Raw genomic sequence first — 13,731 nt, forward strand, 5'->3', positions numbered from 1 at the left:
CGACGTTTCTAGAGGATACTGAGGTTTTTGTTTAGCTCGTAGGGGGTAACAACCTGACGGTAGTCTTCCCACTCAGCCTTCTTGTTCGAGATGAAGGAGTTGAAGACCTGTTCGCCGAGAACCTCGGCCATGAATTCAGATTCTTCCATCACACGCAATGCGTCGTGAAGGCTACCTGGTAGTGGCACGTGGCCCGAAGCGCGGCGTTCGGCGGTTGACAAGTTCCATACGTCATCCTCGGTTGGCTCTTCGAGCTCGTAGTTTTCGCGAATGCCTTTAAGACCAGCACCCAACAAGCAAGCGTAGGCAAGGTAAGGGTTGGCTGCGGAGTCAATGCCACGGTACTCAACCCGGGCGCTTTGGCCCTTACCTGGCTTGTATAGCGGAACTCGCAACAGTGCCGAACGGTTGTTGTGACCCCATGAGCGATGGCTTGGGGCTTCTCCCCCGCCCCACAGGCGCTTATAGGAATTCACGTACTGGTTGGTGATCGCCGTCATTTCTGGTGCATGGTGCAAGATGCCGGCGATGAAGGAACGAGCTACATCTGAGAGCTGGTATTCACGACCGGCTTCAAAGAAGGCATTGCTGTCACCTTCGAAGAGCGAGAAGTGCGTGTGCATGCCACTGCCCGGGTGCTCTGAGAACGGTTTAGGCATGAACGTCGCGTGGATTCCCTTCTGCATCGCCATCTCCTTGATGACAGTGCGGAAGGTCATGATGTTATCGGCGGTCTGCAAAGCATCTGCATAACGCAGATCGATTTCATTTTGCCCGGGGCCGGTTTCATGGTGAGAGAACTCTACCGAAATACCCAGTGCTTCTAGAGTGGTCACCGATGCGCGACGGAAGTCTTGCCCAACACCGTCTGGCACATGGTCAAAGTATCCACCAGTGTCGATAGGACGTGGGCGTCCGTTGGCGTCCAGCTCTGCTGACTCCAGCAGGTAGAACTCAATTTCCGGATGCGTATAGCAGGTAAAGCCCATATCTGAGGCTACGCTCAGCTGACGTTTGAGAACCTGTCGTGGATCAGCGCTCGATGGCTGGCCCTCGGGAGTTAAGATGTCACAGAACATGCGTGAGGTAGGCTCGACCTCTCCACGCCACGGCAAGATCTGGAAAGTGGATGGATCTGGCTGAAGCAACATGTCAGACTCTGAAATCCGGGACAGTCCATCAATAGATGAACCGTCAAAACCCAGACCCTCTTCAAAGGCATCTTCAACTTCAGCAGGAGCCAACGCCACGGATTTCAGAGAACCAACGACGTCGGTAAACCACATTCGCACAAATCGAACATCACGTTCTTCAATGGTGCGTAGCACAAATTCCTGCTGACGATCCATTTTCCACCACCTTTGAATTCCTAATATCCGGCGCTGATCACGGCCGGTAAGAAAAATTGACCTGTGGCAACACTATATCGGTTCTGGCCGAGGCAACCAGTAAGCATCGCCCTGTTCAAGTACGATAAAGTCATTTTATGCCTCAACCTTACCTAGGGAATCCTGATAAAGGCCCGTCCCGCATCCGAATTCATCATCTACAACAGGCAAAAGATCGCAACGAAAAATTTGCCATGTTAACTGTTTACGACGTAATGATGGCTGAAATTTTTGATTCAGCAGGAATTGAGATCCTGCTGGTCGGCGACTCGGCAGCTAACACTGTTATTGGGTACGACTCAACCTTGCCGATCACTCTGGATGAAATGATCGTGTTTACCAAAGCTGTAGCCAATGGTGCCAAGCGCGCTTTGGTAGTAGCTGACCTACCCTTCGGCAGTTACGAGCAATCGCCTGCGCAAGCCGTTGAGACGGCTGTGCGACTCATGAAAGAGGGACGCGCACAAGCAGTGAAGATGGAGGGAACCGCACAGTACGCTGAGCACGTTCGCGCCATGGTTCTAGCTGGTGTGCCGGTCATTGGGCACATCGGTTTCACCCCTCAATCAGAGCACGCACTTGGTGGCTATCGGATTCAGGGCCGAGGCGATACTTTGGCTCAAATGAAAGAGGACGCACTAGCGCTACAAGACGCTGGCGCTTTCTGCATTCTTATGGAAATGGTGCCTAGCCCCGCAGCAGCTGAAATTGATGCGGCGTTGAATGTCCCTACCATCGGCATTGGGGCAGGCTCGTCTACCACCGGTCAGGTTTTGGTTTGGCAGGACATGCTTGGCCTGGGCGACCGACGCACCCCTCGCTTCGTGAAAAAGTATGCCGACCTTCGCGGTGTCATCACTCAGGCAGTAAGTGAATACCACCAGGATGTTCTCAGCGGCACTTTCCCTTCCGAAGAGTACGAATTCAAAGAATAAAGTCACTGGTGCAATAAGCTAAGGCGGTGCGTGGACTCGTCAAAAAGATGAGTCCACGCGCCGCCTTAGCTATCTCAGGAATTAGCTGAAGCCTACAGGTTACTGGTCGTCTTCCTCAGCTTCGTCCCACGCCTCATTGCGTGCCTGGACCTTGCTCATGGCCGTTTCTGCTTCCGCAGCTGAATCATAAGGGCCTAGTAGCTGCGACCAATCAGACTGAGGCCCCTTTTCCACGCTTTTGGTGGAAACGTTATACCAGTACTGTCCTTCACCGGGGGTGCCAGCTGAGCTCATGGGAAACTCCTCAATTCTTGGGTGTTACTTCCAACTACACGTTAGCTCAAGGCGCGAAAAATAGGTGGAATACCACCCTAGATCCGCCACGATCCTTAGCTGGCAATTGCCTAGGTGAAGTTAGAATATGAACTATGGCTACAGCTTCAACCGCACCCATTGGTAACCTCACCGCCGGCATCGTCTCACCTGAGCTTCCGGTCCCGAAACATATTCAACGACCTGAGTACGTAGGCAAAAAAGAGCCCGCAGAAAATACGGCGTCGGAAGTCAAGAGCCCAGAAGTTATTGAACGTATTCGCGTGGCATCCCGTATCGCCGCCCAAGCCTTGCAGGAAGTGGGCAAGGCTTGCCAGCCTGGAATCACCACCGATGAACTAGATCGTCTTGGGCACGAATTCTTGATGGATCATAATGCCTACCCTTCAACGCTCGGTTACCGGGGATTCCCTAAATCCTTGTGCTCTTCACTCAATGAAGTGATTTGCCACGGCATTCCTGATAGCACCGTGCTACAAGACGGCGACATCATCAACATTGACATCACTGCCTATATCGGTGGTGTGCATGGCGATAACAACGCAACGTTCTTAGTTGGCGATGTGGACGAAGAATCACGCCTACTGGTGGAACGCACGGAGAACTCGCTGAAGCGAGCCATCAAAGCCGTCATGCCCGGCCGTGAAATCAATGTGATTGGCCGTAGCATCGAAACCTACGCCAAGCGTTTTGGGTACGGAGTCGTCAAGGACTTCACCGGTCACGGTGTGGGAGAAGCCTTCCACTCGGGCTTGATCATTCCTCATTACGATGCAGCCCCTGCCTATAACACGCTCATTGAACCAGGCATGGTTTTCACCATTGAACCGATGCTCACCTTGGGAACCATTGAATGGGACATGTGGGCGGATGACTGGACGGTCACCACCAAGGATAAGAAGCGCACCGCACAGTTTGAACATACCTTGCTTGTCACCGACGATGGAGCGGAAATCTTAACTCTCCCGTAGGTAGCACGTACCGCAAAGGCCGGCAGCCACACCCCTTGATGGGGCAGATAAGGCTGCCGGCCTTTATCGTGTTGTATTCAAAGTTAGTCAGCGGTCAGTGGGCGCTGAGTACCTTGAGGAACGTTGCTTCGACGGTCACGTAGTCTTCCAATGGCACTCTCAAAATCCGTCAAGGACTGGAAGTTGTGATAAACGCTGGCAAATCGCAGGTATGCCACTTCGTCCAACCGAGACAGCGGTTCAAGGATGGCTAATCCAACCTGGTGCGCAGGGATCTCAGCGGCGCCAGAGGTACGGACTGCTTCTTCCACTTCTTGGGCGAGAACCGCCAAATCGTGATCGGTCACAGGACGTCCTTGGCAGGCCTTCCGCACACCGTTGATGACCTTGTTTCGAGAGAACGGCTCTACAGCACCAGACTGCTTGAGCACGCTGAGGCTAGCGGTCTCAGTGGTAGTAAATCGTCGAGAGCATGCTGTGCACTGGCGGCGCCTACGAATGGAAACGCCATCGTCAGCGACTCGGCTGTCGACCACACGGGAATCAGCATTTCGGCAGTACGGGCAATTCACGGCACCTCCATCTATAGCCAGCGAAGCATTCTCGAATAATCACGGGTGACGAGAATCCACTCATGTCACCTACCAGTTTAGCGCCTATTACGCTTTTCGCACTGCGACAGCATCGCCATGTGCTGGCAGGTCTTCGGCATTGGCCAAATTAATCACGTGCGCGGCGACATCACCCAGCGCGGACTTATTGTAATTAATGACCTGAATTGCTTTCAGGAACGTATTCACGTTCAGGCCAGAGGCGTGCAATGCTGTGCCGTTGGTAGGCAAGACGTGATTTGACCCTGCACAGTAGTCTCCAAGGGATACAGGGGCATACGGGCCGACAAAAATCGCACCAGCCGCGGTGATACGTGAGGCGGTGGTCTCTGGATCGCTAACCATGATTTCCAAATGCTCAGCGGCATAGGCGTTGCATACGTCGATGCCCTGCTGCAGATCCTTGACCAAAATGATGGCGGACTGCGTGCCCGACAGCGCTGCATGCACCCGTTCGGAGTGCTTAGTTGCAGCTACCTGCTTGACCAGTTCACTGCGTACAGCGGTAGCTAGTTCAAGTGAGTCGGTGACCAACACCGCGGCAGCGTTGACGTCGTGTTCTGCTTGGGAAATCATGTCGGCGGCTACGAAGCTTGGATCCGCCGTCTGGTCCGCAAGGATCGCAATTTCGGTGGGGCCAGCTTCAGCGTCAATGCCGACAACGCCTTTGACCAAGCGCTTAGCGGTTGCGACAAAAACATTGCCGGGTCCAGAGATCACGTCAACCGGGTCAATGCCGCCACGTTCGTCATCGGCCACTTCCACACCATAGGCGAAGGCCGCTACAGCTTGAGCACCTCCCATAGCGTGGACTTCGTCGATGCCCAACAGCTTGGCTGCAGCCAGAATGGTTGGGTGCGGTAGTCCCCCAAATTCTTTCTGCGGTGGGCTTGCCAGAGCGAGGGATGTGACGCCTGCGGCTTGTGCTGGAACAGTATTCATAATGACCGAAGAAGGGTATACCGCCAGGCCACCTGGAACGTACAAACCGACTCGTCGCACCGGAACCCAACGCTGTGTGACAGTGGCACCGTTGGCATAGTTCACCTGCGTGTCTTGCGGACGTTGAGCTGAGGCAAAGACACGGGCGCGGTCGATGGATTCTTCAAGAGCACGACGAACTTGCGGATCAAGTTCTTCAAGGGCCCGATCCAGTTCATGAGCTGGTACTCGGGTATGGTCCAGATCCACATGATCAAATCGCTTGGCAAGTTCCGTAAGGGTCTGCATACCACGGGCACGAACATCATCAATGATCTCCTGCACCGTCTGGCTCGCAGTCTGCGTGTTCATTTCAGGGCGTGGCAGATGAGCCTTGAGCTGTGCATAGCTCAAGGATTCGTTGCGCCAGTCGATGGTGGCGAGGTCTGAAAAATCTGTATCTGGAATAGTGCTCACACCTTTAGTTTAACGCCGAAGACCGGGTGAGGTTTTATTGATTACCTCACCCGGTCACTAAAGCCACTTTTACTTGAGTAGTTAGACTACCAAGTTAGTTGATTCCGAAAGCTACACGTCCAGACAATGTGGGCCGAGCAATACTTTCAAATCGCCAAAGAGCGCTGGGTTCGGATTAACCCGGAAGTTCATTCCCAAACGCATCAGCGAGGTCCCGCGGCTACCGGTGAGTTTGACACGCACTTCAGTGTTTCCGCTATGGGTACGCAATACGTCGCCCAATTTCTGCACTAGTGATTCGGTGGCCTTATGCGTCGGAATACCGATGACCACGGGACCACCATTGGCATCCTCGGAAATTTCAGGAATCATCATTTCCTGAGCATTCAACGTAATGGAACCATCGTCACGTCGCTGTACTCGTCCCTTTATGACCACAATCAGGTCATCAGCGAGGATTTCAGCAATTGGCTGGTAAGCCTGGCCGAAGAACATTACTTCCATGGAACCGGACAGGTCTTCGATCTCGCAACGCGCATAAGGATTGCCGCTCTTCTTGGCAATTCGTCGTTGCAAACCGGAGATCATGCCCGCAATCGAAATGATGTGCCCATCTTGTGGTCCATCATCTGAAAGCACATGGGTCACTGGCATATCGGCATACTGGTCTAGCGCTGAGCCAAGTCCCTGCAACGGGTGGTCAGAAACGTAGAGTCCCAGCATGTCGCGTTCGTAGGCAAGCTTTTCCTTTTTGTCCCAGTCAGGAAGGTCAGGAATGGCCACGTTCATCGATTCCGAAGCTTCTTCGGATCCCAACGCGCTGAATAGGTCAAACTGGTTGGCTGCTTCATTGCGCTTCACTTGAATAACCGAATCGACAGCTTCTTCGTGAATAGCCACCAATGCTCGGCGTGGGTGCTTCAGCGAGTCGAAGGCACCAGCCTTGATCAGTGATTCGATGGTTCGCTTGTTGCAGACCACTGCAGGGACCTTACCCAAGAAGTCACTGAAGTCGTTGTAATGCCCTCGTTCTTGACGGGCTTCAACAATTCCAGCCACCGCATTGGTACCGACGTTGCGAATAGCGCCCATACCAAAACGAATGTCCTTGCCAACAGGGGTGAAGTTCAACGCCGATTCGTTGACATCCGGTGGCAACACGGTAATACCGATATGTCGGCACTCATTGAGGTACAAAGCCAGTTTGTCTTTGTCATCACCAACTGAGGTCAGCAGAGCAGCCATGTATTCGGCGGGATAGTGCGCTTTAAGGTAGGCAGTCCAGTACGAAACCACACCATAAGCAGCGGAGTGCGCCTTGTTGAATGCGTAGTCGGAGAAGGGCAACAGAATGTCCCACAACGTCTGCACGGCAGCGTCGGAGTATCCGTTATCGTTCATACCCTGCTTGAAGCCAGCGAACTGTTTATCCAGTTCGGCTTTCTTCTTTTTACCCATGGCACGGCGCAAAATATCTGCCTGGCCCAAGGAGTAGCCGGCCAGCTTCTGCGCGATAGCCATAACCTGCTCTTGGTACACGATCAAACCGTAGGTACCGCCAAGAATTTCAGATAGGGGCTCTTCGAGCTCGGGGTGAATCGGGGTCACTTCTTGCAGACCCGTCTTACGCAACGCGTAGTTGGTGTGCGAGTTAGCGCCCATCGGGCCCGGACGGTACAATGCTATCACTGCGGAGATGTCTTCGAAGTTATCCGGGCGCATCATTTTCAGCAACGAACGCATCGGACCGCCATCAAGCTGGAACACGCCCAAGGTATCGCCACGAGCCAGAAGGTTATAGGCTTCGGGGTCCTCGATGGTCAGCGTTTCCAGGTCAATCTCGTCGCCGGTGTTGTACCGGATGTTTTCCAACGCGTCCGAGATGATGGTGAGGTTTCGAAGCCCCAAGAAGTCCATCTTGATCAGCCCCAGACCTTCACAGGTGGGGTAATCGAACTGGGTAATAACCTGACCGTCTTGGATACGGCGCATAATAGGCACGACATCAATGATCGGGTCGGAACTCATGATGACGCCTGCTGCGTGCACACCCCATTGGCGCTTGAGGCCTTCAAGTCCCTTGGCGGTTTCAAAGACGCGGGCCGCTTCTGGGTCATTGGCAACGAGGTTGCGGAAATCTCCCGCTTCCGAGTATCGCTTGGAGTCGGGGTTTTCAATGTCGTTGAGTGGAATATCCTTGGCCATGACAGCCGGTGGCAAAGCTTTGGTCAGAGATTCACCCATCGAGAAGGGGTAACCCAGTACGCGGGAGGAGTCCTTCAAAGCCTGCTTGGTCTTGATGGAACCATAGGTCACGATCATGGACACGCGTTCGTCGCCATACTTTTCGGTCACGTATTTGATGACCTCAGAACGGCGACGATCATCGAAGTCGACGTCAAAGTCGGGCATGGAAACACGTTCCGGGTTCAAGAAACGTTCGAAAATCAAGCCGTGTTTCAGTGGATCCAAGTCAGTAATACGCATGGCGTAAGCAACCATGGAGCCTGCACCCGAACCACGTCCAGGGCCTACACGAATCCCGTGGTCCTTAGACCAGTTGATGAAGTCGGCCACCACGAGGAAGTAGCCAGGGAAACCCATCTTGATGATGACATCGAGCTCGTAGTCGGCCTGTTTGCGCGACTCTTCTGGAATGCCATCGGGGTAACGGTAATGCAGTCCCTTGTCGACTTCCTTGATCAGCCAGCTGGTTTCGTCCTCACCGGGCGGGCAAGGGAACTTTGGCATGTAGTTTGCGTTGGTGTCGAAGGAAACCTCGACTCGGTCAGCAATAGCTAGGGTGTTGTCACATGCCTCAGGGAATTCTTTGAAGAGCTCGCGCATTTCACGAGCGCTCTTCAGGTAGTAACCGGTACCGGAGAAGGCGAAACGGCTGCCACCCTGGTCATAGGTTGGTTCGTCAAGGGTGGACCCGGAGTTGATCGCCAAAAGGGCTTCGTGCGCCTTAGCATCCGCCTCATGGGTGTAGTGCAAGTCGTTGGTGGCGACCAGTGGAATATTTAGTTCCTTGGCCAGTCGCAGCAGGTCCTTGGTGATCCGTCGTTCAATCTCCAGACCATGGTCCATGATCTCGCAGTAGTAGTTTTCCTTGCCAAACAGATCCTGCAATTCGGCTGCGGCTGCCTTGGCTGCGTCGTACTGTCCCAAGCGCAGTTTGGTCTGGACTTCTCCCGAAGGGCAACCAGTCGTGGCGATGATGCCTTCGTGGTGATCGTTGAGTAGTTCGCGATCCCAACGAGGGTATTTGCCGAACACTGAGTCCAGCGACGCCCGGGAGGAGCCCTTAAACAGGTTGTTCATGCCCACGTTGTTGTAGGACAACAGGGTCATGTGGTTGTAGAGGCCACCGCCGGAGACGTCATCGCCCTTTTGCGATTCGTCCGTACGCCATTTAACGCGGGTCTTGTCGTCGCGGGCAGTGCCTGGGGTGACATAGGCTTCAACACCAATGATCGGTTTGACCCCTGCCCCGGTTGCTTGACGCCAGAAGTCGAAGGCACCAAAAAGATAACCGTGGTCTGTGATCGCCAGGGCCTCCATGCCTTGACGGTTGGCCTCGGCGAAAAGTTCGCCAAGGCGGGCAGCACCGTCCAGCATTGAATACTCGGTGTGGGTATGAAGATGTACGAATCCGTCGCGTGTTGCACTCACCCATCCAGTCTAACGATTGATTGCAGACCTTGGGTTCAGCCGACCTCGAATGGTGGATGTGCTAATTCTGACAACCCATCCACCGAAGACTTTGAGGGTCTAGTACTCGCCGTTACGTAGCAGTTCAACGGCACCCTCAAGGTCGGATGGGTACTGACTCTCGTATTCGACCCACTGGCCGGACACCGGATGATTAAACCCAAGCTTCTTGGCATGCAACCACTGGCGCGTCAGCCCTAGAGCCGCGCCAAGTTTAGGATCAGCGCCATACGTTTGGTCACCGGCACAAGGGTGGCCAAAAGCAGAGAAATGGACACGAATCTGGTGCGTTCGACCAGTTTCTAGGTGCACCTCCACCAGCGAGGCACGGCCGAAAGCTTCAATGACTTTGTAGTGGGTCACCGATTGACGCCCGCCTTCGAGAACTGCGAATTTCCAATCGTGTCCTGGGTGGCGGCCGATGGGTGCATCGATGGTACCTTCCAGCGGATCAGGCAGGCCTTGAACGACAGCGTGATAGATCTTTGTGGGGGTTCGTTCTTTGAAGGCACGCTTCAATGCGGTGTAGGCGCGCTCCGTCTTGGCAACGACCATCAAGCCGCTGGTGCCAACGTCCAGACGGTGAACGATCCCCTGGCGCTCTGCAGCTCCTGAGGTCGTGATGTTGTAGCCTTCGGCCATCAAAGCGCCGACGACAGTGGGGCCTACCCAGCCCGGCGACGGGTGAGCGGCTACGCCTACTGGCTTGTCGATGACTACGTAATCATCATCGTCCGCGATGATCTTCAGCTCTTCCACTTTCTCAACCTTAATTTCTAACGGATCTCGCTGTGGTGGAATCGTGACGTGTAATCGATCCCCAGCTTTGAGCTTCAAGGATTTGGCGATGGTTCTGCCGTTTACTTGAACATGAGAATCCTTGCACAGGCTCGATGCCAGCGTCCGGGGAATGTCCAGACTTCTGGCTAGAAGTGCGTCCAGCCGACTTCCTGCATCATCAGACTCGACGAGCAATTCGTGGCTGACAGTTTCGTCGGAAATCATTCTTTAGGTTCCGTTTCGCCCTCGGCAGCATTTTTCTTGGATGTCGTGTCACCAATAGTGCCGTCAAGGTTGCGTCCACGAATCAGCATGAAGGCCACAGCGATCATGGAGCACACAATAAATGAATCGGCGACGTTGAAGATGGCGAAGTGCGTTACAGAGAACATGTCCACGACATGACCGAAACCAAAAGCTGGTTCTCGGAAGATTCGGTCGCCCAGGTTGCCTAGGACACCACCGAGCAAACATCCCAGGGCGATAGTCCAGCTACGGACCGATACTTTACGGGCCAAGAGATAAATCACGAAGATGGCCACTGCAGCTTGGAGAATGGCGAAGACGATCGTGAAGTTTTCTCCAATGGAGAAGGCGGCACCGGGGTTGAGTATGTAGTGAATGTTGAAGATACCAGGGATAACTTCAATCGACTCACCGAGTCGCATGTTCCGTTCCACCAAAATTTTCACGACTTGGTCGATAACTAAAGCGACCAGCGCGATAGTAAGACCCATGCCTAGATATTTCTTTGGTGATGGAGACTTTCCCCCAGCTTGAACTGCGTCCACAGTGATACCTTTTTTGTTCCTCTTAAACGTCAACGGTGGTGCCGGATTCTCTCCGTGCACCACCGTTGATCTTACTAGAAAGCTAGATCAGGTTATTACCTGTCAGCGACTAGTTCGACTTGCTTGCGTCTGCGTCGATCGAGCCCTGGGACTCAAGGTCGCGCAGCTGACCCTCAATGTAGGTCTTCAGGCGAGCACGGTAATCGCGCTCGAATCCGCGCAGCTGCTCAAGCTTACGCTCAAGGACAGACTTCTGCTGCTCAAGGGCGGAGAGAGTCTTACGGCTCTTTTCCTCAGCAGAGGTAACCAGCGAGTTCGCCTCGGTCTTTGCTTCCGAGATGATCTTGTCGCGCTGTTCGACACCGGCAGCAACGTACTCGTCGTGCAAGCGCTGAGCCATGGACAGCACGTTGGCTGCAGACTCTGCGGACTCGGTACGTGGTGCTGCAGCAGGAGCGGCGGCAGCTGCTGGAGCGGCAGCAGGGGCTGCAGCTGGCTTCTCGGCGGCGGCAGGCTTTGCTTCGGCCTTCTTCTCCTCGGCTGGCTTCGGAGCTGGGGTCGCAGCCTTGGCTGGCTCAGCTGGCTTAGTCTCAGCCTTCTTTTCCTCGGCTGGCTTAGCAGCTGGGGCAGCCGAAACAGGTGCAGGTACAGCCTGCTCCTTCGATACCGAACCGGCATCCTCACCAAGTTCGGCAAGTCGACTACGAAGAGCCTCGTTCTCACCGGTCAGGCGACGCAGTTCCACTACGATCTCGTCGAGGAAGTCATCTACCTCGTCTTGGTCGTAGCCTTCACGGAACTTGGTCGGCTGAAACCGCTTATTGACTACGTCTTCTGGCGTCAAAGCCATTGGGTCACCTCAATACTGGGATCATTTCCGCACGACCATGTCATGCCTTGCGAAACACTTACCGTTGTTGTCAGTGTCGCGACCGGTGAAGTCGGAGCACCATTTCCTAAAGGATATAACGATTCGGACACTAAATACGAAATCGAGCGTGAGCCCGTGTCTCATATTCTTTGAATCTACAGGGTTTGAACTCTTAGAACAATCCCCGCTTTAGGCGAAAATCGCCTAATCAGATCCCTGTAGTACTACCTAAACTATTTACCACAGCTTTGAGAAGCATTACAACAATAAATAGCAGCAAAAACGACAGGTCAAGGCGGATTCCGCCGAGATCTAGGGGTTTGATCCTTCTACGTAACCACCGCAGAGGAGGATCGGTTATCGACACAATCGCCGTCGCTGCGATCAGTGCGATGCCTTTGGGACGCCAGTGGCGAGCAAAGCTTTCAGTAATATCCAGCACAATTCGCATTAAAAGCAGAATTTGCAGGATTGCTAACGCGAGATAGATGATCCCGAACACCATTTTGCGCTTGTGCTCCTGGTGTCTTAGCTCTGGTTAAAGAATGTAGCCTGGGCTTCAGACTGCTTACGATCTTCTCCAAGGACCTCAACAGTCGCTGGAGATAGCAGGAAGACCTTGTTGGTGACTCGTTCAATGGAGCCATGCAGGGCAAAAACGAGCCCTGCGGAGAAATCTACGAGCCTCTTGGCATCGGTCTCTCCCATATCAGTGACATTCATAATCACTGGGATTCCGTCACGGAAGTTCTCACCGATGATCTTGGCATCGTTGTAAGAACGTGGGTGAACGGTTGTAATCTGACGCAATTCGGAATCCTCATCCCGTACTGAAGGGGCACGCTTGATCGGGGTGACCGGAGCACGGTATTCCGTCTCTGGTTCTCTGGCTGGTGATTGCGGCGCAGCCGGCCGAGCGACAGCCTGCGGGCGTGGGGCTTCAGAAGGGCGCTGAGAAGCAACTTCTTCAACAACACGCACTTGGCTCTTAGGCTCGGCTTGTGTTGCTCGGGTTTCTTCTTGCTCGACGGCATCCGCCAAACCGAGATATACCATTGCTTTACGCAGTCCGTCAGCCACGATGTTTCTCCTTGTTCATCCCTTGCATGCAACCCCAGTGCACGCTTCCGCTACTTCGACGCTACCGTACTATTTTCGGCAGATAACGTTCATTCGGTCTATTTTGCGCGGTGTGTCGCGCACGCCTAGTCCACGGACCAGATGAGCCCAGCTAGTCGTCCAGCATCACTTGAACGGCGATAGGAAAAGTAATTTTCGTCTTCCAAAGTGCAGACGTTACTTTGTCGCACTTGCACTCCCAGTTGGACTAGCTCTTTTTCGGCTGAGCTAGGCAAGTTCAGCCCCGTAGTCCCCCAGCGAGTTTGCGACCGAATCCCTGCTCGGAGGTTTTCGGATTCTTCGGCCATTTCCGGTGAGACTTCATAGCAAGAGCCACAGATTGACGGACCGATAAGTGCTTCGATTTCCTCTGCGCCCGAGATCCGTAATTTCTCAACGGTACGGCTAAGGATCCCGTCCAGCAGTCCCCGACGCCCGGCGTGGGTGGCAGCAGTGAGAGTTTGCTCGTGGTCTTTGCTTCGGCCGACGAAAAGCACCGGAAGGCAATCGGCGACCATGACGGCCAGCGCCTGCGTTCCGGTCGGATCAACAAGCCCATCGCAAGTCGGGGCCGCTGGCTCCAACCATGAGACTCGTTCAACCTGTTGTACGTTGAAAACATCCGCCGAATGAACTTGGTTCATGAAGTTAAGCGAGAAACGTCGGACCCCGATCGAGTCTTCTAACCGGCTTCGATTCTCAGCCACGCGCTGAGGATCATCGTTCACATGCAGGGCGAGGTTTCCCTCTTGCTGCGAAGTGAATGCCAGATGAATTCTCGGATCAAGGTCCGACGTGAAATGTAGCACTGCTCAGCTTC

General features: G+C 54.0%; 13 protein-coding genes. 2 read left to right on the top strand and 11 right to left on the bottom strand.

Annotation, left to right across the window (positions count from 1 at the left end; translation table 11 throughout):
- Positions 1–8: 8 nt before the first annotated feature.
- Positions 9–1,349, bottom strand: a complete 1,341-nt coding sequence (glnA, locus tag QMQ05_RS10085; RefSeq protein WP_345469691.1) for a type I glutamate--ammonia ligase — start codon at positions 1,347–1,349, stop codon at positions 9–11.
- Between the two features lie 137 nt (positions 1,350–1,486).
- Here glnA and panB point away from each other — a divergent pair, with 137 nt between their 5' ends.
- Positions 1,487–2,323, top strand: a complete 837-nt coding sequence (gene panB / locus QMQ05_RS10090; RefSeq protein WP_345469693.1) for a 3-methyl-2-oxobutanoate hydroxymethyltransferase — start codon at positions 1,487–1,489, stop codon at positions 2,321–2,323.
- Between the two features lie 99 nt (positions 2,324–2,422).
- Here panB and QMQ05_RS10095 read toward each other — a convergent pair whose 3' ends face one another.
- A complete protein-coding gene (locus QMQ05_RS10095; protein WP_058254656.1) occupies positions 2,423–2,617 on the bottom strand; it encodes a hypothetical protein in 195 nt (64 codons plus the stop codon).
- Between the two features lie 134 nt (positions 2,618–2,751).
- Here QMQ05_RS10095 and map point away from each other — a divergent pair, with 134 nt between their 5' ends.
- Positions 2,752–3,627 (top strand): type I methionyl aminopeptidase, encoded by an 876-nt coding sequence (map, locus tag QMQ05_RS10100; RefSeq protein WP_345469695.1) that lies wholly within the window; start codon positions 2,752–2,754, stop codon positions 3,625–3,627.
- An 83-nt stretch (positions 3,628–3,710) separates the two neighbouring features.
- On the opposite strand, the gene nrdR is transcribed toward map, so the two are convergent.
- The 9 genes from nrdR to pgeF form a co-directional block, all read right to left on the bottom strand.
- Complete coding sequence (gene nrdR / locus QMQ05_RS10105) at positions 3,711–4,199, bottom strand: transcriptional regulator NrdR (protein WP_345469697.1); 489 nt, start codon at positions 4,197–4,199, stop codon at positions 3,711–3,713.
- An 87-nt stretch (positions 4,200–4,286) separates the two neighbouring features.
- A complete protein-coding gene (gene hisD / locus QMQ05_RS10110) occupies positions 4,287–5,636 on the bottom strand; it encodes a histidinol dehydrogenase (protein WP_345469699.1) in 1,350 nt (449 codons plus the stop codon).
- Between the two features lie 111 nt (positions 5,637–5,747).
- Positions 5,748–9,257 (bottom strand): DNA polymerase III subunit alpha, encoded by a 3,510-nt coding sequence (gene dnaE, locus QMQ05_RS10115; RefSeq protein ID WP_345474708.1) that lies wholly within the window; start codon positions 9,255–9,257, stop codon positions 5,748–5,750.
- A gap of 153 nt (positions 9,258–9,410) precedes the next feature.
- Positions 9,411–10,355, bottom strand: coding sequence for an RluA family pseudouridine synthase (locus tag QMQ05_RS10120; protein ID WP_345469701.1), 945 nt, complete (start codon positions 10,353–10,355; stop codon positions 9,411–9,413).
- Positions 10,352–10,867 carry a signal peptidase II gene (gene lspA, locus QMQ05_RS10125; RefSeq protein ID WP_345469702.1) on the bottom strand — a complete coding sequence of 172 codons (516 nt, stop codon included), beginning with the start codon at positions 10,865–10,867 and terminating at the stop codon, positions 10,352–10,354. Before lspA ends, QMQ05_RS10120 begins: the two co-directional genes overlap by 4 nt.
- Positions 10,868–11,030: 163 nt before the next feature.
- The gene (locus QMQ05_RS10130; RefSeq protein WP_345469704.1) at positions 11,031–11,771 is read right to left on the bottom strand and encodes a DivIVA domain-containing protein; all 741 of its coding nucleotides are present in this window, start codon (positions 11,769–11,771) and stop codon (positions 11,031–11,033) included.
- 229 nt (positions 11,772–12,000) lie between these two features.
- Positions 12,001–12,297 carry a YggT family protein gene (locus tag QMQ05_RS10135; protein WP_058254664.1) on the bottom strand — a complete coding sequence of 99 codons (297 nt, stop codon included), beginning with the start codon at positions 12,295–12,297 and terminating at the stop codon, positions 12,001–12,003.
- A gap of 23 nt (positions 12,298–12,320) precedes the next feature.
- Positions 12,321–12,872, bottom strand: coding sequence for a cell division protein SepF (locus QMQ05_RS10140; protein WP_345469706.1), 552 nt, complete (start codon positions 12,870–12,872; stop codon positions 12,321–12,323).
- Between the two features lie 125 nt (positions 12,873–12,997).
- A complete protein-coding gene (gene pgeF / locus QMQ05_RS10145) occupies positions 12,998–13,720 on the bottom strand; it encodes a peptidoglycan editing factor PgeF (protein WP_345469708.1) in 723 nt (240 codons plus the stop codon).
- Between the last annotated feature and the right edge of the window lie 11 nt (positions 13,721–13,731).

The sequence above is a fragment of the Glutamicibacter sp. B1 genome, assembly GCF_039602135.1.
Taxonomy (GTDB): domain Bacteria; phylum Actinomycetota; class Actinomycetes; order Actinomycetales; family Micrococcaceae; genus Glutamicibacter; species Glutamicibacter ectropisis.

Bases quoted from the DNA above. Each gene is read 5' to 3' on its own strand.
- lspA (WP_345469702.1), bottom strand. From the start codon at position 10,867: ATGGGTCTTACTATCGCGCTGGTCGCTTTAGTTATCGACCAAGTCGTG.
- glnA (WP_345469691.1), bottom strand. From the start codon at position 1,349: ATGGATCGTCAGCAGGAATTTGTGCTACGCACCATTGAAGAACGTGAT.
- map (WP_345469695.1), top strand. From the start codon at position 2,752: ATGGCTACAGCTTCAACCGCACCCATTGGTAACCTCACCGCCGGCATC.
- QMQ05_RS10120 (WP_345469701.1), bottom strand. From the start codon at position 10,355: ATGATTTCCGACGAAACTGTCAGCCACGAATTGCTCGTCGAGTCTGAT.
- dnaE (WP_345474708.1), bottom strand. From the start codon at position 9,257: ATGCTGGACGGTGCTGCCCGCCTTGGCGAACTTTTCGCCGAGGCCAAC.
- QMQ05_RS10130 (WP_345469704.1), bottom strand. From the start codon at position 11,771: ATGGCTTTGACGCCAGAAGACGTAGTCAATAAGCGGTTTCAGCCGACC.
- QMQ05_RS10095 (WP_058254656.1), bottom strand. From the start codon at position 2,617: ATGAGCTCAGCTGGCACCCCCGGTGAAGGACAGTACTGGTATAACGTT.
- panB (WP_345469693.1), top strand. From the start codon at position 1,487: ATGCCTCAACCTTACCTAGGGAATCCTGATAAAGGCCCGTCCCGCATC.
- QMQ05_RS10135 (WP_058254664.1), bottom strand. From the start codon at position 12,297: ATGGTGTTCGGGATCATCTATCTCGCGTTAGCAATCCTGCAAATTCTG.